The following is a 19182-nucleotide window of genomic DNA, read 5'->3' as shown; positions in this document are numbered from 1 at the left end:
GCTTTCCGCAAAGATCATGCGCAAACAATGACTTGAAGAGCGATGATCTCATCGCGCTTCAGGCGCGTGGCGCTGGCAAGGAGAAACGGGAAAAATGACCGCACGGATCATGATCCTCAATGGACCCAATCTCAACTTCCTCGGCATCCGGGAGCCTCACATCTACGGCTCGACGACGCTGAAGGAGATCGAAGCCAGCTGTCAGGCCTTGGCCGATCAGCTTGGGGTCTCGATCTCGTTCCACCAGTCCAACATGGAAGGCGAGCTCGTCAACCTCATCCAGTCCGCCCATGGCGAGGCGGATGCGATCATCATGAACCCCGCGGCCTATTCCTTCACGTCGATCGCGCTGATCGATGCGCTGAAGATCTTCGAAGGGCCGAAGATCGAGGTGCACATCTCGAACATCCATGCACGCGACGAGCTTCACCGCCACTCGATCACCTCGAGTGCCTGCACGGCGGTCATTTGCGGGCTGGGCCCATACGGCTATCTCGCCGCACTGCTCGCGGCTGTCCAGCGGATCGGACAATTGCCCGAGACGATCCCGGCTGCTCTTCACGGGCTCGCGGCGGCCGGCAAGGCCTAGGCAGGAGGGCGGAATGCGCGGAGCAGGGTTTCTCGCCATCTGGAGCGACATCGAGGCGCACGATCTGACTGATTACCGGCACTGGCTGACGCGCGAGCACACCACCGAGCGCGTTACGACCAGGGGCTTCATGGCCGCGCGCGTCTTTCGCGCTGTAAGGGCCGACATCAACCGCTTCTTCATCCTGTACGAGCTCGACGCACCCGAGGTTCTCGACGGCGAGGCCTATCTGGCGCGCCTGAACGCGCCGACGCCGTGGTCGCAGCGCATCATGCCAAAACTCGGCAACTTCATGAGGGGCGGGGGCGTGATGGTCACCCGTGCGGGGAGGGGCGAGGGGGCAACGATCATGGCCTTGCGGATCGAAAAGCTGCCTGGAGATCCGCAAGCAATGGCCAGGGCGATCGTTGCTTGCGACGGGGTCGCCGCCGTGCAGATCGGCGCGACCGACCAGGCGCGGACCTCAGTGCCAACGGCGGAGAAGGGCATGCGGAAGAACGAAGGTTTCTTCGCAGGGCTCTTGCTGATCGAAGCGCTGGACGTGACGTCTTTGCAGGACGCTCTTCACAAGGCGAGTGAGATTGCGCCTGATGTCATGAACCACGCCAGTGAGCCGGAGATTTATCAGACTATGTTCGCGCTCGACGCCCGCATCGCGGATTTCGGCTCATGAGAGCTCGGCCACGCGGTGCAAACCTGTGTGCGCTGATGAACCTTCCCACTCCGCACAGGCACCAAAGACTGGAAATGGCTCCCAGCCTGCGGACATCGAATGAGATCGCTAGCCTTGCTCTGCCTGCTCGTCGTCGCCACGGCCGCATCTGCGGCCACGCCCGAGCAGGGCTATCTCGACCTGCGCGATCGCTACATCGCAAAGTTTTCCAAGGCCAAGGAGAGCGAGGCGATCTACAAGCAGCACGAGGCGGCGCTGAAGGAACTCGCAGGTGTGCTGCGGGGCCTGGTGGGTCCGGTCACGATCAAAGGATTGCCAACAAACGGCAAGTCGAACGCCGACACGCTCTTCAAGGGTGACATCGGCTTTGGTCACCTCGACGGGCTCAGTTTCGCTTCGGAAGACCACAAGACGCAAGCCGTGGTGACCACGACGACGCTGCTCAAGCACTGGCTGCGTGAGCATCGCGACGACCGCATGCCGCAGGACATCGGCGCTGCCCTCGAGTCGGACCGCTTCTACTACTATGCGATCCAGGACGCCGCCTTTGCCATCTATGCGAAGCTGCCGATCACCAAGCCCGCGGGGGCAAGCGCCGCGGTCGCCGTGCTTGGCGTGCGCGGCAATGGCGGCCTGAAGGGGCTGCCGGATGAAATCGGCGTGGTCGCGATCCAGGGCGACAAGGTTTACTTCGTCGCCACTTCAGACGCCGTGAAAACGGCAGAGATCCCGGCGTGCGAAAAGGTCTGGAAGCAAATGATGGCCAGGAAGGTTCCCCGGGACGACATGGCCCGCGAAGACCAGGCCATGGACGCCTATACCAAATGCTTCGCAAAGGAGGCGCCGAGCCAGAGCTGGTTCGGCGCGGCGGTGAAGAAGGCGCAGGGCCAGCTCGAGTTACTGCCGCTGCGCTAGGCAGCTTGCGGCTCAGAACGGATAGTGCCGCGGTCCGGTCTGCACGGTGATCCAGCGCAGCTCGGTGAACTCGTCGATGGCCGCCTTGCCGCCGAAGCGCCCATAGCCTGACGCCTTGGTGCCGCCAAACGGCATCTGGGGCTCGTCGTGCACGGTCGGCGCGTTGACGTGGCAGATGCCTGCCTCGATCCGCTTGGCGACGCCGAGGGCACGCGCGATGTCGCGGCCGAACACGGCGGAGGAGAGGCCGTATTCCGTGTCGTTGGCGACGCGTACCGCCTCGTCCACGCCGCTGACCCTCACAACGGTCACGACCGGACCGAAGCTTTCCTCGCCATAGATGCGCATCGCCGGCGTGACATGATCGACGATGGTGGCAGGCATGATCGTGCCGCTGCCGTGTCCACCTGCCACAACCACCGCGCCCTTGGCGACGGCGTCGTCGATCAGACCCCTGACCCGATCGCAAGCCGCGTTGCCGATGAGCGAGCCGAGCACGACATTGCCCTTGCGGGGATCGCCGTGGGGCAGGCTGCTCGCCTTGGCGGAAAACTTGGCGATGAAGGCATCCGCCACCTTGTCGTCGACGACGATCCGTTCCGTCGACATGCAGATCTGCCCCTGATTCATGAAGGCGCCGAACGCCGCGGCGTTCACGGCGGCATCGAGGTCGGCATCGTCGAGGATGACGAGCGGGGCCTTGCCGCCGAGCTCCAGCAGTGCGCGCTTGAGATGCTTGGCGCAAGCGAGTGCGATCAGACGACCGACGCGGGTCGAGCCGGTGAAATTGACGCGGCGGATCGCGGGATGGGCGATCAGCGCCTCGACGACCGCCTGCGCATCCTCCGGCGCATTGGTCACGACGTTGACGACGCCGTCACCGAGCCCGGCCTCGGCGAGGCAGCTTCCGATCAAGCGGTGGACGCCGGGGCTCATCTCGGAGGCCTTCAGCACCACCGTGTTGCCGCAGGCAAGCGGCATCGCGACGGAGCGCACGCCGAGGATCACCGGCGCGTTCCACGGTGCAATGCCAAGCACGACGCCGACCGGCTGGCGGAAGGCCATGGCAAGATTGTCGGGCTTGTCCGTCGGAATGACCTCGCCAGATATCTGCGTCGTCATGGCCGCAGCTTCGCGCAGCATGCCTTCGGCGAGATGCACGTTGAAGCCGGCCCAGCCCGGGGTGGCGCCGGTCTCGGCCACCATCAGCGCGGTGAATTCCGGTGCCCGGCGCGCCAGGATGTCGGCGGCCGCGCTCAGCCGTTTGCGGCGCTCGGTGGGTCCAAGCTGCGACCAGGCCGGAAAGGCGGCGGCCGCCGCATCGGCGGCGCGCATCGCATCCTCGATCGAAGCCGCCGCCACAATGGTCGCGACCTCGCCGGAAATCGGGTTATGGCGCTGGAAGGTGCGCTGGTGGCTGGCCGACTGGTCCTTTCCGCCGATGAGAAGGTCGATTGCGTTCATGGGATTCTCCATGGGGTGCTGGGAGGATTACGTTGGTGTCGGGGCGAGGCGCGCCTTGCCGAGATAGGCGCGCTGGATCTCGGGATCGTTCTTCATGGCGCTCGCAGGTCCACTGCCGGCGTTGCGACCGGACTCGATCAGGTAGACCCGGTCGGCGATGTCGAGGCTCGCGCGTGCGTTCTGCTCGACCAGCAGAACACCGACGCCGCTGGCGCGGATCTGCGTTAGTGCGCGAAACATCTCGCGGCTGAGCAGAGGCGACAGGCCGAGCGAGGGTTCATCGAGCAGGAGGAGCCGCGGGTTCGACATCAGCGCGCGGCCGATCGCCACCATCTGCTGCTCGCCGCCGCTCATGGTGCGGACGGCCTGGGCCATGCGCTCGGCCAGGCGAGGGAATAGCTGCAGGATGTTTGCAAGCCGGGCGGCCTCGCCGGCCCGGGCGCGGGCTGGGTAGGCGCCGAGCTGCAAATTCTCGGCGACCGTCAGATCGCCGAAGACGCCGCGGCCTTCCGGCACCAAAGCGATGCCGCGCTCCACGATCAAATGGGCGGGCAGTTCGACGATGCTCTGTCCTTCGAATGTGATCCTCGCGCCCGGTGCGGGCCTGACCAGCCCGGCGATGCTCTTGAGCAAGGTGGACTTGCCAGCGCCGTTGGCGCCGAGGATCGCGACGATCTCGCCCTGTTCGATGCGCAGGGCGATGTCGGCCAAAGCCCGGTGCTTGCCGTAGAAGTGGGAGAGGGCGGTGACCTCAAGCATCGTCGACTCCGAGATAGGCGGCGACGACTTTTGGATCGGCCAAAACCTCGTCCGGAGTCCCGCGCGCGATCACGCTGCCGGCACTCATGACGATGCAATGGCCGCACAAGGCGCGGATCGCATCCATGACATGCTCGACCATGATGATGGTGAGACCGCGCTCGCGCAGCTTCGCGATCAGTGCGATGCCGGTTTCGAGCTCGCTCGGGTTGAGCCCCGCCAGCCATTCGTCGAGCAGCACGAGGCGAGGCTGCAGCGCCAGTGCGCGGGCAAGCTCCAGCCGCTTCTGGTCGATATAGGTCAGATCACCTGCGGGCGCTTCGTGCATGGTGCCGAGCCCGACCAGATCCAGCAGCTCGCCTGCGGTTGCGTCCGAGCCGTTCGACGTGGAGAACAGCCGCGCCGCGGCGACGTTCTCGGCGACGGTCAGGTCTGGCATCACGCGTACCAGCTGGAAGGTACGGGCAAGGCCCAGGCGCGCGATCCGGTGCGCGCGCAGACCATTGAGCACGGTGCCACAGAAGCGGATCGTGCCCGATGAGGGATTCAAGGCGCCGGACAGCGTATTGAGAAGCGTGGTCTTGCCGGAGCCGTTCGGGCCGATGATGCCGACGATCTCGCCGGCGGCGACCTTGAAGCTGACGTCGTCGACCGCGCGCAGCCCGCTGAACGACTTGCTGACGCCGTCGACCGCGAGAAGCGGTGTAGCCGTTGTGCGGGTGGAAGCGACCGCGGGGCCTCCTGCCGGGACGCGCCAGCGCCCGACCCCGAACAGTCCGATCACCCCGTTCGGCAGCACCACGACAATGAGCACGAAGATGAGGCCGAGCACGATGCTGAAATGATTGGGCAGCGTCGCGGTCAGAACCTCGAACAGCAGGACCAGCGGAATGACGCCCAGCACAGGCCCGAACAGCGAGCCGGCGCCGCCCAGCAAGGCCATGATCACGACTTGGAACGAGATGGTCGGATTGAACGCGATGGCCGGATCGATATAGGTCCAGCGCGGCGCCATCACCGCGCCGGTCACGGCCATGAAGGTCGCGCTCAAGATGAAGACGCCGAGCTTGACCCGAGTCGCATCGATGCCGGAATGGCTGGCCGCAGTCTCGTCGGCACCGATGGCGCGCAGGGCCAGCCCGTATCGCGACCGCCCGAGCAGCCAGCCCACCAGGAAGACGATCGCGGTCAAGCCCAGGAGCTGCCAATAGAGGATGTCCTGCGTCACGGCGCTGAAGAGATAGCGGCCGACCGATTTGTGGATGTTGACCTCGTACCAGATCACCAGCTGCCGGATCAGCTCCGCAAGCCCGAAGGAGAAGATCACGAAATAGATGCCTGATAGTCGCAGCGTCGAGAGTCCGGTGATTGCGGCGGTGAGTGCGCCGACGCCGGCCGCGGCAAACAGCACGACCGGCCAGGGCATTGCTTCGCCCAGTACCGCGGCGGTGTAGGCGCCGAGGCCGAAGAAGGCGACGGTCGCGAGCGAGATGTAGCGGGTGGGGCCTGAGAACATCGCCCAAGCGGTTGCCAGAATCGTGAAGTAAAGGACGCTGATGCCGAGCGCGAGATAATAGCCGTTGGCATAGACAGGGTAGGTGACGACAGCCGCAGCCACGGCGAGGCCAGCGCTCCATAGCAATGCGCGCATGAGCCCGGTCATGACGCAACTCTCCCGAACAGGCCGGTGGGTCTGATCAGCAGCACGGCGAGAAACAGCGCATAGGTCGCCGCCAGCGTCAGGCCCGGATCGACCAGCCGCGCCACCGCGGTTTCGACCACGCCGAGCAGCAGTCCCGCAACCAACGCGCCCATCACGTTGCCGACGCCGCCCATTATGACGACGACCAGCGCCTTCATGGTGAAGACCACGCCCATGGCGGCGTTGAAGGTGAGGAACATGCTGACCAACACGCCGCCGACGGCCACAAGGCCGCCACCGAACGCAAAGGCCAGCCCCGACAGCGCCGCCACGTCGATCCCGACGAGCCGCGCGGCATTCGGATCCACCGCGATGGCGCGGACGGCAGTCCCGATCCGGGTGCGGGTGAGGGCGAGATACACAGCGCCGCCGACCAGGGCCGCGAACAGCAGCGCGACCAGGCGGTTGACCGCAAGCGTCGAGCCCATGATCGTCAGCGGAATGGAGAGGTAGCTGTAGCTGTAATACTGGCCGCCGAAGGCGACCAGCATGGCGCCCTGGACCACGAACAAGACGCCGAAGGTGACGAGGATGCTGTCGATCTCCTGCGCGCCTCTGTCCTTGCCCCGCCGCGCCAGGCGCTCCAGCAGGAAGCGATAGAGCAGCCAGTTCAGCAGCATCGCGACTGGGACGGCCAATAGCAGCGCCGCCAGCGGGCTGATGCCAAGGCCGCTGTAGAGCGAGAACGCGCCGAACGCGGCGGCGACGAGCGACTCCCCATAGGAGAGGTTCATGATCCTGGCCACGCCATATTGCAGCGTCAGCCCAAGCGCGATCAGCGCGTACATGCCGCCAAGCACGAGGCCCGGCAGGACGATGTCGACAAGCAGCATGAAACGGTGTCCCTGGTGGACGGCGGCAGGCCTCGCAGCGCAAGGCCTGGCCGCCAAGCTTGTCCTATTGCCACTGCGCCTTCGGCACGACCGGCGCACGGGCGCCCGGCAGCGAGGCAGGCGCGAGGGCGTAGAATTCGCCGTTCTGCCACTGGCCGACGCTCCAGATCTCCTGGAGCAGCCCGTCCTTCAGCTTGACCTTGCCGATGATGGTGTCGAACGTGCCCGAACGTATCTCCGCTGCGACCGCAGCGCGATCAAGCTTGCCGACCTTCTCGATCGCCTGCTGGAGCACTTGCAGGCTCGCATAGGTGATCGAGCTCGCCCAGCGATCGGGCTCCTTGCCGGTCGCAGCCTTGTGCCGCGCGAGATAGTCCTTCAGCTGGGGCGAGTCTGCGTTCCAGCCGCCGATCCCCATCACGCCGTCGCTGTTGGCTGCGAACTTGCCCTTGTACAGCGGGAAGGCGGTACCGACCCCGACGTAAAAGACTTTGGGGTTGAACTTCAGGAGCTGCGCCTGCTCCGTCAGCGCGATCGTATCCGGCGGATAGCTGAAGGCGACGAAAGCGTCCGGGTTGGCCGCGATGGCGTCCTTCAGCAGCGGCTGGAGATCCTGCGTTCCCATCGGATAAGTCTTGTCATAGGCGAGCGTGAAGCCTTGCTTCTTGAAAGCTTCGCGCCCCGCAGCGGAGAGCTCGATGCCGAACTGATCGGCGATGCTGACCATCGCGATGTTGGGCCCGATCTTGCCTTCGCTCTTCAGCTTGCCGAGCAGGTCGGCAAGCGCCGCGGAAATCTGCGCCGACGTCCCCAGCCAGAATGTCGCGTTCGACCAGCGCTTGGCAAGCTCCGGCGCCTTGTCGGTGACCGACGTGACCGCGAGGTGAGGGTAGCCGAGACGGTTCAGCGTCGGTCCGACCGCAAGGTTGAGGCCCGTGCCCCAGGGCGAAAGAATGAAATCGACCTTGTCCTGGTTGGCGAGGCGCTCGATCGCCTTGACGGCTTCCTCAGAGCTGCTGCGGTCGTCGTATTCGACCACTTCGATCGGCAGCTTCTTGTCGCCGAGCTTGATGCCGCCGGCGGCATTCACGTCCTTCACCCACAGCTCGTAATTGGGCAGGGTGGTGATACCGGCTCCGCCGGAATAAGGACCTGTCTTGGAAATGGCATAGCCGATCCGGATCTTCTCCTGCGCCTCGGCCGTCAAGACTCCCAGCGCTGTCACGACCGCCACCAAGCCAGTGGCGCGCAGCAATGTTCGACGGTTCGCGGAAAACATGTCGATCCTCCCTCGTGTTTCACTCAAGCGATTGTTCGCTAGCGATGTGAATGGTCGTTCCTCTTGGCCTGATTTCTTCGGCGCAGCTTCGTTGAGCCGGCCGCGACCAGGACTTGACCTAGCAAGCACCGCGCGGTTTGTTCGCACAATGGACAATCCCGGTGAAAGATTGGACGTTTCTGGTCAGAGCGGGCAGCTGCGTCGAGGCGTCGCGGGGACCCCAACGACGGCCGCGAACGGCGCCGCGCCCATCGGGGCGGAGCTGATCCGCTCGCACTATGTTGCGCGCCGCTGGATGTTGGCTTCGAAAACCGCCCGGCCGTTCATCCACCTGCTCTGCCTGCACGGCGCCGCCATTGTCGAGGTCGCGCGACCCGGCAGGCCGACGTCCCTGAGCGGGCCCGCCATCGTCTGGCTCCCGGCAGGATCAGCCGAATGGCTGGAAGTGCCGGCTGGGGCGGCCGCCGAACTACTGCAATTACGGGCGGGCGTTTGGCATCGCTATCTGCCGCCCTCGGCCGAACCTGCTTATCTCGCGCTCGAAGCAGCCCGAGGCATCATGGCGCTTCCGGTCGAGCCTGAGCTCGCGACTACGATGGCCCGGTCCATCGCCTCGATCGCGGCCGAGATAGCCGCGCCGGCGCGTAGCGCTGCGGCATCGATCATGTCGGCCGAGCTGACGCTATGCGTGCTGCGCTTCTGGCGGCTGTTCGCGGGCGACAGCGAGCAGGAGGAGGAGGGCACCAGCACGGAGATATTGAGCCGCTTCCGCCGGCTGCTCGAGGAGCGGTACCAGCAGCATCTGCGCGTCAGCGATTACGCCAATCTTCTCGGCGTGACGCCGGATCGCCTGCACGCGCTGTGCAGCCGCGAGCTGAAGCGTTCGCCGAGCGAGCTGATCCAGCAACGCGTCCTCAAGGAAGCCGCCACGCGGCTCGAGGCCGGAACCACGGCCGTCAAGCAGATCGCGTTCGCGCTCGGCTTCAAGGACACCGCGTACTTCAGCCGGTTCTTCCGCAAGCACACCGGCGAGGCACCAGGCGTCTGGCGCCGGCGCATCGCGGCGCGCGAGAGAGCCGGACGATCGAGGCCGACGCTGAATTTTGCCGACTGGCCGTGAGCACCGCCCGTGACGGAGCGATCGCCTCGGAGCCCAACATCAGTGCGGGGATTTCGAATCCTCGCCGCCTGCAAAGCACTGGCTAAATCCACGCCGTTGGCCCGCCGGGCGCCGCCTTCGGAGGAGGTCGGACGCCGTCCTGAGCAGCCTGTGTTCGTCTTGCCGGAACAACCATGCCCACACCCGTGATTCGCATAAGGTATATTATGGAATATCTTTATCTAGAATCCGATCAAATACTTAGACCGAATTCCTGTCATGACACCTCCGCTCGATCCAATTTTTGGTCTGCGCCTCGACCGTTTGCAGGCTCCTGTGCATGGGGTTGTTTTTCAGATTTTGAATCGGATCAATCTCTCCGAAAGCCGATATTGCGGTGACCTTGTCCGGCTGCAATAAGCGGGCCTCGCGAGATCGCTGATGACCTTCTGACCTCCCGTCCGTATAGGTTTGCATCTCAGAACAACAACAAACCTTCCGAGGAAGCAGACCCATGGTCTTTTCAACGCGCTTTTCCCGACGCACGCTTCTCAAGGCCTCCGCCGCGACCGCGGTCCTGGGCGGCATCGGCGCGCCCCATGTGGCCCGCGCCCAGAGCGCCGAGTTCACCTACAAATACGCCAACAACCTGCCGGATACCCATCCGCTGAACGTCCGCGCCAAGGAGATGGCGGCGGCGATCAAGAGCGAGACGAACGGCAAGTTCGACCTCCAGATCTTCCCGAACAACCAGCTCGGGTCCGACACCGACATGCTGAGCCAGATCCGCTCCGGCGGCGTCGAGTTCTTCACGCTGTCCGGCCTGATCCTGTCGACCCTGGTGCCGGCCGCATCCATCAACGGCATCGGCTTCGCGTTCCCGGACTACGACACGGTCTGGAAGGCCATGGACGGCGACCTCGGCGCCCATGTCCGCGGCGAGGTCAAGAAGGCCGGTCTCGAGGTCATGGACAAGATCTGGGACAACGGCTTCCGCCAGACCACCTCGTCGAGCAAGCCGATCACCGGTCCTGACGACCTCAAGGGCTTCAAGATCCGCGTGCCGGTGTCGCCGCTGTGGACCTCGATGTTCAAGGCATTCGACGCCGCGCCCGCCTCGATCAATTTCAGCGAGGTCTATTCGGCGCTCCAGACCAAGATCGTCGAAGGCCAGGAAAACCCGCTGGCGATTATCTCGACCGCCAAGCTCTACGAGGTGCAGAAGTACTGCTCGCTGACCAACCACATGTGGGATGGCTTCTGGTTCCTCGCCAACCGCAGAGCCTGGGAAAAGCTGCCGCAGGACGTGCGCACCATCGTCGCCAAGAACATCAACGGCGCCGCCATCAAGGAGCGCGAGGATACCGCCAAACTCAACGCCAACCTGCAGCAGGAGCTCGCGTCCAAGGGCCTGACCTTCAATCAGCCGGCCGTGGCGCCGTTCCGCGACAAGCTGCGCACCGCCGGCTTCTATGCCGAGTGGAAGGGCAAATATGGCGACCAGGCCTGGGACCTGCTGGAAAAGGCCGTGGGCAAGCTGTCGTAACGCGTCGGGGCCGTTATGGCTCATCTCGAGGCCGAGGTGATCGAAGTGGCGGGCGAGGCGACTGTTCAGTCCCCTCGCCGACCTTCGTTGCTGGCATCGCTCGAGCGCGTTCTCGGTCTGATCGTCGAAATTCCGACGGCCGCCCTCGTCGTCGCCGAGATCGTGATCCTGTTTGCCGGCGTGGTCGCGCGCTACGGTCTGCACCGGCCGCTGATCTGGTCGGACGAGCTGGCCTCGATCCTGTTCCTGTGGCTTGCCATGCTGGGCGCCGCGGTTGCGTTCCGCCGCTCCGAGCACATGCGCATGACGGCCATCGTGGCCAGCGCAAGACCGGCGATGCGGGCCTATCTCGATCTGGTCGCGACCGCAGCGGCGCTGGCGTTCCTGGCGCTGATCGTCTGGCCGTCCGGCGATTATGCCTATGAGGAAAGCTACATCACCACGCCCGCGCTGCAGATCTCCAATATGTGGCGCGCTGCCGCGCTGCCGGCCGGCATCGGCCTGATGGCGGCCTTTGCCTTGCTGCGGCTGCTGCGCGCGGCCGATTACCGGATGGTCGCGGCTGCCGTGCTGTCGGTCACCGTCCTCATCGGCCTGTTCTGGCTGGCGGAGCCGTTGCTGCGGCCGCTCGGCAATCTCAACCTCGTCATCTTCTTCGTCGGCGTCGCCGGCTTCTGCGTCTTCGCCGGCGTTCCCATTGCGTTCGGCTTTGGTCTTGCCATCTTCGGCTATCTGGCGCTGACCACGCACACACCTGTGATGGTGCTGGTCGGGCGGATGGACGAGGGCATGAGCCATCTCATCCTGCTCTCCGTGCCGCTGTTCGTGTTCCTGGGGCTCCTGATCGAGATGACCGGCATGGCACGCGCCATGGTGGCGTTCCTGGCGAGCCTGCTCGGACATGTCCGCGGCGGGCTGCATTATGTGCTGGTCGGCGCCATGTACCTGGTCTCCGGCATCTCCGGCGCAAAGGCTGCCGACATGGCGGCTGTCGCGCCCGTGCTGTTCCCGGAGATGAAACAGCGCGGCGCCAAGCCCGGCGATCTCGTCGCGCTTCTGGCAGCGACGGGAGCCCAGACCGAGACCATTCCGCCGAGCCTGGTGCTGATCACGATCGGCTCGGTGACAGGCGTTTCGATCGCGGCGCTGTTCACCGGCGGCCTGCTCCCTGGCGTCGTGCTCGCGATCACGCTCTGCATGCTGGTGTGGTGGCGCTATCGCCATGAGGACATGAGCCACGTGCGCCGCGCCACGGGGGGTGAGATCGGCAAGACCTTCATCGTCGCCCTGCCCGCGCTCGCACTGCCCTTCGTCATCCGCTACGCCGTGGTCGAGGGCATCGCGACCGCGACCGAGGTCTCCACCATCGGCATCGTCTATGGCGCCCTCGTCGGCCTCCTCGTCTACCGCCGGTTCGACTGGTCGCGGCTGTTTCCGATGCTGGTCGAAACTGCGGCGCTGTCGGGTGCGATCCTCCTCATCATCGGCACGGCGACCGGCATGGCCTGGGGCCTGACGCAATCCGGCTTCTCGCGCTCGCTGGCCGCGGCCATGACCGGATTGCCCGGGGGAGCGGCGACCTTCATCGCCGTCTCGATCCTGGCCTTCGTCATCCTCGGCAGCGTGCTGGAGGGCATCCCGGCGATCGTGCTGTTCGGGCCGCTGCTGTTCCCGATCGCCCGTGCCGTCGGCGTGCACGAGGTGCACTATGCCATGGTGATCATTCTCGCCATGGGCATCGGATTATTCGCCCCGCCGTTCGGTGTCGGCTATTATGCCGCCTGCGCCATCGGACGCGTCGATCCGGCCGAAGGCATCAGGCCGATTTGGGGCTATCTGTTGGCGCTGCTGGTGGGATTGATCATCGTTGCGATCTTCCCCTGGATCTCGATCGGATTCCTTTGAGGCGCGGTTTAAGGAGGGTGTCGATGAGTGAGCGGCAGAACCAGTACAATATCGGCCTCGACAAGACCCCCGCCAACTACGTGCCGTTGAGCCCGCTGAGCTTCCTGGCGCGCAGCGCCGCGGTCTATCCCGATCACGTCAGCACGGTCTATGAAGGCCGCAGCTTCACATGGGCGCAGACCCATGAGCGCTGCAAGCGCTTTGCGTCCTGGCTCGCCAGCAAAGGCATCGGCGTCGGCGACACCGTGGCGGCGATGCTGCCGAACATCCCGGCGATGAACGAGGCGCATTTCGCCGTGCCCATGACGGGCGCCGTGCTCAACGCCCTCAACATCCGTCTCGATGCACCTTCGATCGCGTTTCAGCTCGAGCATGGCGGCGCCAGGATCATCCTGGTCGATCCGGAATTCTCGGGCGTCATCACCGACGCGCTGGCGCAGATGAAGGGGCCCAAGCCGCTCGTCGTCGACGTCGACGACGCATCGTTCAAGGGCGGCAAGCGCATCGGCGAGATCGAGTACGAGGCAGCCGTCGCCCAGGGCGATCCAGGCTTCGCGGCGATCACGCCGGGCGACGAATGGGACGCGATCGCGCTGAGCTACACCTCGGGCACGACAGGCAATCCCAAGGGCGTCGTGACCCATCATCGCGGCGCCTATCTCAATGCCGTGAGCAACATCCTTGCCGGCAATCTCGGCCAGCATCCGGTCTATCTCTGGACGCTGCCCATGTTTCACTGCAACGGCTGGTGCTTCCCCTGGACCATCGCAGCCTCAGCCGGCATCAACGTCTGCCTGCGCAAGGTCGAGCCGACCAGGATCTTCGAGCTGATCAGGCAGCACGGCGTCACCCACATGTGCGGCGCGCCGATCGTCTACAATACGCTGATCAACGCTCCGGATGCGCCCAAAGGCAGTACGGCGCGCCGCGTTGTCGGCCTGATCGCGGGCGCAGCGCCGCCGGTCGCGGTGCTCGAAGGCGCCGAGGGCATCGGCATCAAGCTCACCCACGTCTACGGCTTGACCGAGGTCTACGGCCCCGCCTCCGTCTGCGCCGAGCAGCCCGGCTGGGACGAGCTTCCCGCGCCCGAGCGCGCGCGCATGAAGCGCCGGCAGGGCGTGCCCTACCCGCTCCAGGAAGCCGTCACCGTCATCAATCCGCAGACCATGCAAGAGGTGCCGCGCGACGGCGAGACCATCGGCGAGGTCATGTTCCGCGGCAACATCGTGATGAAGGGCTACCTCAAGAACGAGAAGGCGACCAAGGAAGCCTTCGAAGGCGGCCGGTTTCACACCGGCGATCTCGGCGTGCTCGACGAGCACGGCTACGTCATCATCAAGGACCGATCCAAGGACATCATCATTTCCGGCGGCGAGAACATCTCCTCGGTCGAGGTCGAGGACATCCTCTACAAGCACCCGGCGGTGCTGTTCGCCGCCGTGGTCGCAAAGCCCGATCCGAAATGGGGCGAAGTGCCCTGCGCCTTCGTCGAGCTGAAGGACGGCGCCAGCGCGAGCGAAGCCGATATCATCGCGTTCTGCCGCAGCCACATGTCGGGCTTCAAAACGCCGAAGGCGATCGTGTTCGGGCCCATCCCGAAGACGTCCACGGGCAAGATCCAGAAATTCCTGCTGCGCAACGAGGTGGGATCAGTGAACGCGATCTCGACCTGAGCGCGCTGCAAAGGATGGTCCGCCCGCACATCAGAAGGCGGCGGGCGGACGGCATCGTCCTCACATCTTCTTGTAGGCGTCGACTATGGCCTGACCGTCGGCCCCTGCCTTCTTGAGCCAGTCGGCCGTGAGCTGTTCGCCGATCTTCTGGAAGCCGGCCTTGAGTGCGGCGCTCGGCGGCTCGACATTCATGCCCTTGGCCTTGAGTTGATCGAGGTACCAGGTGCTCTTGTCCTGCCATGCCTTCCAGCCGCGGGTCTCCGCCGTTGCCGCCGCCTTGAGGATGGCCTCCTGGGTCGGCTTGTCGAGCGCGTCGAACGCGGCCTTGTTGACGAAGGTGTAGTTCTTCGGAATCCACGCCTGCACGTCGTAGAAGTACTTCAACGACTCCCAGGCCTTGGAGTCGTAGCCCGTGCCGCCAGACGACATGAAGGAATTCACCACGCCGGTCGCGAGCGCCTGCGGTAGCTCCGCAGCCTGGATCGTGACAGACTGGGCGCCGACCAGCTCGCCGATACGCGCGGTTCCGACATTGTAGGCGCGCCACTTCAGGCCCTTCATGTCTTCGATCGAGGCGAGCGGCTTGTTGACGTAGACGCCTTGCGGCGCCCACGGCACGACGAACAGCAGCTTGAGACCCTGTGCATCGAGCTTCTTGGCGATCGCGGGCTTGGAGGCCTGATACAGCTTCGTCGCGTCCGGGAAGCTGGTCGCGAGGAACGGCACGACATCGATGCCGAACAGCGGATCCTCGTTCTCGTGGATCGAGAGCAGCACCTCGCCCATCTGCGCCTGCCCGGTCACCACCGCGCGTTTGATGTCCGGCGCCTTGAACAGCGAGGCTCCGGGATGAACCGTGATCAGCAGCTTGCCGGACGTGGCGGCATCGACGTCCTTGGCGAAGGCAACCAGGTTTTCGGAGTGCGGATTATCTGCTGGATAGGCTGCCGGCAGATTCCACTTGGTCTGGGCCAAAGCGGGTGTCGCAGCTGCCATGGCGCCAGCGATCAATGCTGCGCGATATAAACGAGACATCATCGGACTTCTCCTCACTGTATTCTGAAAACCGGGTACGATCAGTCTGGGAAAGCGAGCTTCGGCAAGAACATCACGATTTGCGGGTACTCCGTGATGATGAACACGGAGACGAGCAGCAGGACGAAGAACGGAAACGCTGCCCGCGCGACGGTGAAGGTGTCGCGCCCGCTCATGTTCTGTAGCACAAACAGATTGAATCCGACCGGCGGCGTGATCTGGGCCATCTCGACGTGAATGATGAGGTAGACGCCGAACCAGACCAGATCGAGACCGGCCTGCCTGACCATCGGCAGTACGATGACCGCAGTCAGAACGATCATTGAGATGCCGTCGATCAGGCAGCCGAGGATAATATACATGACGCTCAGATACAGCGCGAGCATGCCCGGCGTGAGCTGCTGCCCCTCGACCCAGGTGGCGAGCGCGGCCGGAATGCCCGTATAGGCCATCGCGGCCGTGGTGTAGGCCGCGCCCGCCAGGATCAGCATGATCATGCAGGTCAGGCGCGTCGCGCTCATGATGCTCTCGAGGAAGTTCTTGCGCGTCAGCGTGCCGCTCCACCACGCCAGCAGCAGCGCGCCTGAGACGCCCCATGCGGCGCATTCGGTGGCGGTCGCAAAGCCCAGCACGAGCGAGAGGAAGACCGCCAGGATCAGCAGCAGGCAGGGCGCAAGCTTCGACGACTCGCGCAGCTTCTGCCGGAACGGCATCGGCGGATCGCGCGGCGGAACCTTCTTCGGGTTGAGCAGCGACCAGATGATGATGTAGCCCGAATAGAGCGCGATCACGAGCAATCCCGGCAGGAAGCCGGCGAGAAACACTTGAAGCACGGAGACGTTCGCCGTGACCGCATACACCACCATCGGGATCGAGGGCGGAATCAACAGGCCGAGCGTGCCGGAGCCCGCGAGCGATCCGAGGCTCAGCCCCTTGTCATAGCCTCGCTTGTCGAGTTCCGGCAGCGCGATCTTGCCGATCGTCGCGCAGGTCGCGGCCGACGAGCCCGACACCGCTGCAAAGATGCCGCAGCCGATCACGTTCACATGCGTGAGCCGCCCCGGCAACCACTGCACCCAGGGCGACAGGCCGCGGAACATCTCCTCCGATAATTTGGTGCGGAACAGAATCTCGCCCATCCAGATGAACAGCGGCAGCGCGGCCAGCGTCCACGACGAGCTGGCGCTCCAGGTGGTTGTGGCGAGCACCGAGCCGAGCGGCAGGCTCGTCGTCAGCGCCATCGCCACGAAGCCGACCAGCCCGAGCGAGACCGCAATCCAGACGCCGCTTCCGAGCAGCAGGATCATGACGCCGAGCAGGATGAACGACAGCTCGATCATGCCGAGATTGGCCATGGTCAACCTCCGCCGCCCTGCGAGATGCGCTCGATGAATTCGTCAGGCGTCTCGTCCGGCGAGCCCTTCTCGTAGCTCGGCCGGTCGCCGCCGACGACCCTCACCATTTCATCGATCATCGCAATCGAAAGGATCGCAAGCCCGCCGGCGAAGCCGAGCTGCGGAATCCAGAGCGGAAGTGCGACGACTCCCTGCGCAACGTCGTTGAACCGCCAGGAATCGTACGTCATCTGCACCGCATGACGCGTAAAATAGAGGATGAAGGCGGTGGCAATGCCGAGCGCAACGATCTCGGCGATCTGCTTGGTCCGCCCATGCAGATGCTCTAGCAGCAGGCCGACGCGGATCATCTCTCCGCGCTTGAAGGTGTGAGCGAGGCCGAGGAACGCCATTGCGGCCATGCACCATGACGCGAAATCGTCGCCGGCGGGAATGTTGATCGCAAATTGGCGCCCGACCGACATGGCCATCATGATTGCAAAGATTGCAACCAGGAAGACGCCCGCGGCGTAGCCGGCGCCGAGATAAAGGAGATCAAGCGCGCGTCGCACGAATCCCCCGGTCGTTACGTCGTCCCCTGTCACACCAACCCCATCATCGCACGAGGCTATCCCGGCCGGCCCGGCAATCAAGTATCGCCCGCCGCCGATCTGCCTCATCGTCCCTGGCTAACGCCTGCCTTTCAGACGTTAGATCAACATGATGGAGCCGATGCAAGCAAGGACTATGCCTGGGAGCGGTGGAATTTCTACCGCAAGTTCAGCGCGTCTCCAGCCGCAGCCCGTCGAAAGCGGGCACGACGCCGGCGGGCAGCGATTGCCGGATCACCTCGTAATCCACGTCGGCGGTCATATTGGTAATGACCGCCCGCTTCGGCTTAAACCGTTCGATCCAGGACAGCGCGTCGTTGATGCTGAAATGGCTGACATGGCTGGTGTAGCGCAAGCCGTCGACGATCCAGAGGTCCAGATTTTCCAGTGCACCCCAGCTCTCGCGCGGGATGTCGTTGAGGTCGGGCGTGTAGGCCGCATCCCCGATGCGATAGCCGAGCGCGGGAATGTTGCCATGCTGGACGAGAAAGGCGGTCATCGTTACGGCGCCCCCCTTCCCCAGGATGGTCTGGCTTCCGCCCGCTTCGATCGAATGCCGCGTCAGGATCGGCGGATAGTCGCTGCCCTCCGGCGAGATGAAGCAATAGGAGAACCGAGACAGGATGTCCTTGGCGGTCGACTGGTTGAAGTAGGTCGGAATACGACGGCGCATGTGCATCACGACCGAGCGCAGATCGTCCATGCCGTGGGTCTGGTCGGCGTGCTCGTGCGTCAGGAACACGGCGTCGATGTGATCGACATTGGTCGAGAGCAATTGCTCGCGCAGGTCAGGCGAGGTGTCGATCACGATGCGCGTGGTGCCGTGCTCAGAGGTACGTTCCACCAGCAGCGAGCAACGGCGACGGCGGTTCTTGGGGTTGTTGGGATCGCAGGCGCCCCAGCCGAGCGCCGGGCGCGGCACACCGGCGGAGGAGCCGCAGCCCAGGATCGTCAGCGTCAGCGTCATGCGGCGTCCGATTTCAAGCTTTCACCTTCGAGAACAGGCGGAAGAAGTTTTCGCTGGTCTGGCGCGAGATCTCGTCAAGCGAAACGCCGCGCGTCTCGGCCAGCACTTTGGCGACCTCGACGACATAAGCCGGTTCGTTCCGTTTGCCCCGGAACTTGCCCGGCGCAAGATAGGGCGAGTCGGTTTCGACCAGGATACGATCGGACGGCAGTTCGGCCGCGAGCGCACGCAAGGTCTCCGATTTCTTGAAGGTCAGGATTCCCGTGAAACCGATATAGAGCCCGAGCGACACCGCCTTCAGCGCCAGCTCGCGTCCGCCCGTGTAACAATGCAGCACGGCGCGAAACGGTCCCTTTGCCGCCTCGTCTTCCAGGATGCGCGCGCAATCTTCGTCGGCTTCGCGGGTGTGGATCACCAGCGGCAGGCCGGTCGCGCGGGCGGCGGCGATGTGAGCGCGAAAGCCCCTCGCCTGGGCCTCGGGTGAGCCGTTGTCGTAGAAATAGTCGAGCCCGGCCTCGCCGAGCGCGACGACCTTGAGATGCTCCGTCAACGCAACCAGCTCGTCCGGAGCGATGCCGTCTTCCTCATCCGCGTTGTGGGGATGGGTGCCGACCGAGCAATAGACGTCGTCGTACCGTTCGGCGATCGCGAGCAAGCCCTTCAGTCGCCGCACCCGCGTCGAGATCGTGACCATGCGCCCGATGCCGGCCGCTCGCGCCCGCGACACGATCCCGTCGAGATCTTCCGCAAAGTCCGGAAAGTCCAGATGGCAGTGGCTGTCGACCAGCATCGCGCGAG

Annotated in this window: 17 protein-coding genes; 7 read left to right on the top strand and 10 right to left on the bottom strand. The window is 64.6% G+C overall.

The genetic code is table 11. The annotated features are described in order from the left end of the window. The first annotated feature begins 94 nt into the window (after positions 1–94). From aroQ to ACFDR6_RS11585, 3 genes are all read left to right on the top strand, one after another. Positions 95–589, top strand: a complete 495-nt coding sequence (aroQ, locus tag ACFDR6_RS11595) for a type II 3-dehydroquinate dehydratase (RefSeq protein WP_212085335.1) — start codon at positions 95–97, stop codon at positions 587–589. A 13-nt stretch (positions 590–602) separates the two neighbouring features. Next, a complete protein-coding gene (locus tag ACFDR6_RS11590; RefSeq protein WP_375858329.1) occupies positions 603–1262 on the top strand; it encodes a hypothetical protein in 660 nt (219 codons plus the stop codon). Positions 1263–1361: 99 nt separating this feature from the next. After that, positions 1362–2177: a hypothetical protein gene (locus tag ACFDR6_RS11585; RefSeq protein WP_375858328.1), complete on the top strand. Its 816-nt coding sequence runs from the start codon at positions 1362–1364 to the stop codon at positions 2175–2177. A gap of 12 nt (positions 2178–2189) precedes the next feature. Here the strand turns inward: ACFDR6_RS11585 and ACFDR6_RS11580 are convergent, their stop codons facing one another. The 5 genes from ACFDR6_RS11580 to ACFDR6_RS11560 form a co-directional block, all read right to left on the bottom strand. After that, positions 2190–3641 carry an aldehyde dehydrogenase gene (locus ACFDR6_RS11580; protein ID WP_375858327.1) on the bottom strand — a complete coding sequence of 484 codons (1452 nt, stop codon included), beginning with the start codon at positions 3639–3641 and terminating at the stop codon, positions 2190–2192. 27 nt (positions 3642–3668) lie between these two features. Then, the gene (locus ACFDR6_RS11575) at positions 3669–4400 is read right to left on the bottom strand and encodes an ABC transporter ATP-binding protein (protein ID WP_317239541.1); all 732 of its coding nucleotides are present in this window, start codon (positions 4398–4400) and stop codon (positions 3669–3671) included. After that, a complete protein-coding gene (locus ACFDR6_RS11570) occupies positions 4393–6063 on the bottom strand; it encodes a branched-chain amino acid ABC transporter ATP-binding protein/permease (RefSeq protein WP_375858326.1) in 1671 nt (556 codons plus the stop codon). Before ACFDR6_RS11570 ends, ACFDR6_RS11575 begins: the two co-directional genes overlap by 8 nt. Then, on the bottom strand, positions 6060–6935 hold the full coding sequence (locus tag ACFDR6_RS11565) for a branched-chain amino acid ABC transporter permease (protein WP_375858325.1): 876 nt from the start codon (positions 6933–6935) through the stop codon (positions 6060–6062). Before ACFDR6_RS11565 ends, ACFDR6_RS11570 begins: the two co-directional genes overlap by 4 nt. Positions 6936–6999: 64 nt before the next feature. Beyond that, on the bottom strand, positions 7000–8214 hold the full coding sequence (locus ACFDR6_RS11560; RefSeq protein WP_375858324.1) for an amino acid ABC transporter substrate-binding protein: 1215 nt from the start codon (positions 8212–8214) through the stop codon (positions 7000–7002). On the opposite strand from ACFDR6_RS11560, the gene ACFDR6_RS11555 reads away from it, so the two are divergent. From ACFDR6_RS11555 to ACFDR6_RS11540, 4 genes are all read left to right on the top strand, one after another. After that, positions 8213–9334: a helix-turn-helix domain-containing protein gene (locus ACFDR6_RS11555; RefSeq protein ID WP_375858323.1), complete on the top strand. Its 1122-nt coding sequence runs from the start codon at positions 8213–8215 to the stop codon at positions 9332–9334. The two genes, ACFDR6_RS11560 and ACFDR6_RS11555, sit on opposite strands and share 2 nt — an antisense overlap. A gap of 493 nt (positions 9335–9827) precedes the next feature. Then, positions 9828–10859: a TRAP transporter substrate-binding protein gene (locus ACFDR6_RS11550; protein ID WP_375858321.1), complete on the top strand. Its 1032-nt coding sequence runs from the start codon at positions 9828–9830 to the stop codon at positions 10857–10859. 15 nt (positions 10860–10874) lie between these two features. Continuing rightward, positions 10875–12764, top strand: coding sequence for a TRAP transporter large permease (locus tag ACFDR6_RS11545; RefSeq protein WP_317239546.1), 1890 nt, complete (start codon positions 10875–10877; stop codon positions 12762–12764). 23 nt (positions 12765–12787) lie between these two features. After that, positions 12788–14437 carry an acyl-CoA synthetase gene (locus ACFDR6_RS11540; RefSeq protein WP_375858320.1) on the top strand — a complete coding sequence of 550 codons (1650 nt, stop codon included), beginning with the start codon at positions 12788–12790 and terminating at the stop codon, positions 14435–14437. Between the two features lie 60 nt (positions 14438–14497). Here ACFDR6_RS11540 and ACFDR6_RS11535 read toward each other — a convergent pair whose 3' ends face one another. From ACFDR6_RS11535 to ACFDR6_RS11515, 5 genes are all read right to left on the bottom strand, one after another. Further along, the gene (locus ACFDR6_RS11535; protein WP_212085355.1) at positions 14498–15475 is read right to left on the bottom strand and encodes a TRAP transporter substrate-binding protein; all 978 of its coding nucleotides are present in this window, start codon (positions 15473–15475) and stop codon (positions 14498–14500) included. A 38-nt stretch (positions 15476–15513) separates the two neighbouring features. After that, a complete protein-coding gene (locus ACFDR6_RS11530) occupies positions 15514–16827 on the bottom strand; it encodes a TRAP transporter large permease (protein WP_375858319.1) in 1314 nt (437 codons plus the stop codon). A 2-nt stretch (positions 16828–16829) separates the two neighbouring features. Then, positions 16830–17378: a TRAP transporter small permease gene (locus ACFDR6_RS11525; protein ID WP_212085360.1), complete on the bottom strand. Its 549-nt coding sequence runs from the start codon at positions 17376–17378 to the stop codon at positions 16830–16832. Between the two features lie 208 nt (positions 17379–17586). After that, entirely contained in the window at positions 17587–18384 is a 798-nt protein-coding gene (locus tag ACFDR6_RS11520) for an MBL fold metallo-hydrolase (RefSeq protein WP_375858318.1), read from the bottom strand. A 13-nt stretch (positions 18385–18397) separates the two neighbouring features. Continuing rightward, on the bottom strand, positions 18398–19174 hold the full coding sequence (locus tag ACFDR6_RS11515; protein ID WP_375858317.1) for a TatD family hydrolase: 777 nt from the start codon (positions 19172–19174) through the stop codon (positions 18398–18400). Positions 19175–19182: the final 8 nt, after the last annotated feature.

Source organism: Bradyrhizobium tunisiense, assembly GCF_042263385.1.
In the GTDB taxonomy this organism is placed as follows: domain Bacteria; phylum Pseudomonadota; class Alphaproteobacteria; order Rhizobiales; family Xanthobacteraceae; genus Bradyrhizobium; species Bradyrhizobium tunisiense.
Note: the sequence above shows the minus strand (reverse complement) of the source record. Positions and strands in the feature narration are given on the sequence as shown.

Coding starts and splice junctions, on each gene's coding strand:
- ACFDR6_RS11565 (WP_375858325.1), bottom strand. CDS start 6,935: ATGCTGCTTGTCGACATCGTCCTGCCGGGCCTCGTGCTTGGCGGCATG.
- ACFDR6_RS11550 (WP_375858321.1), top strand. CDS start 9,828: ATGGTCTTTTCAACGCGCTTTTCCCGACGCACGCTTCTCAAGGCCTCC.
- ACFDR6_RS11585 (WP_375858328.1), top strand. CDS start 1,362: ATGAGATCGCTAGCCTTGCTCTGCCTGCTCGTCGTCGCCACGGCCGCA.
- ACFDR6_RS11535 (WP_212085355.1), bottom strand. CDS start 15,475: ATGATGTCTCGTTTATATCGCGCAGCATTGATCGCTGGCGCCATGGCA.
- ACFDR6_RS11520 (WP_375858318.1), bottom strand. CDS start 18,384: ATGACGCTGACGCTGACGATCCTGGGCTGCGGCTCCTCCGCCGGTGTG.
- ACFDR6_RS11560 (WP_375858324.1), bottom strand. CDS start 8,214: ATGTTTTCCGCGAACCGTCGAACATTGCTGCGCGCCACTGGCTTGGTG.
- ACFDR6_RS11570 (WP_375858326.1), bottom strand. CDS start 6,063: ATGACCGGGCTCATGCGCGCATTGCTATGGAGCGCTGGCCTCGCCGTG.
- ACFDR6_RS11515 (WP_375858317.1), bottom strand. CDS start 19,174: ATGCTGGTCGACAGCCACTGCCATCTGGACTTTCCGGACTTTGCGGAA.
- ACFDR6_RS11575 (WP_317239541.1), bottom strand. CDS start 4,400: ATGCTTGAGGTCACCGCCCTCTCCCACTTCTACGGCAAGCACCGGGCT.
- ACFDR6_RS11530 (WP_375858319.1), bottom strand. CDS start 16,827: ATGGCCAATCTCGGCATGATCGAGCTGTCGTTCATCCTGCTCGGCGTC.
- aroQ (WP_212085335.1), top strand. CDS start 95: ATGACCGCACGGATCATGATCCTCAATGGACCCAATCTCAACTTCCTC.
- ACFDR6_RS11545 (WP_317239546.1), top strand. CDS start 10,875: ATGGCTCATCTCGAGGCCGAGGTGATCGAAGTGGCGGGCGAGGCGACT.
- ACFDR6_RS11580 (WP_375858327.1), bottom strand. CDS start 3,641: ATGAACGCAATCGACCTTCTCATCGGCGGAAAGGACCAGTCGGCCAGC.
- ACFDR6_RS11590 (WP_375858329.1), top strand. CDS start 603: ATGCGCGGAGCAGGGTTTCTCGCCATCTGGAGCGACATCGAGGCGCAC.
- ACFDR6_RS11540 (WP_375858320.1), top strand. CDS start 12,788: ATGAGTGAGCGGCAGAACCAGTACAATATCGGCCTCGACAAGACCCCC.
- ACFDR6_RS11555 (WP_375858323.1), top strand. CDS start 8,213: ATGTCGATCCTCCCTCGTGTTTCACTCAAGCGATTGTTCGCTAGCGAT.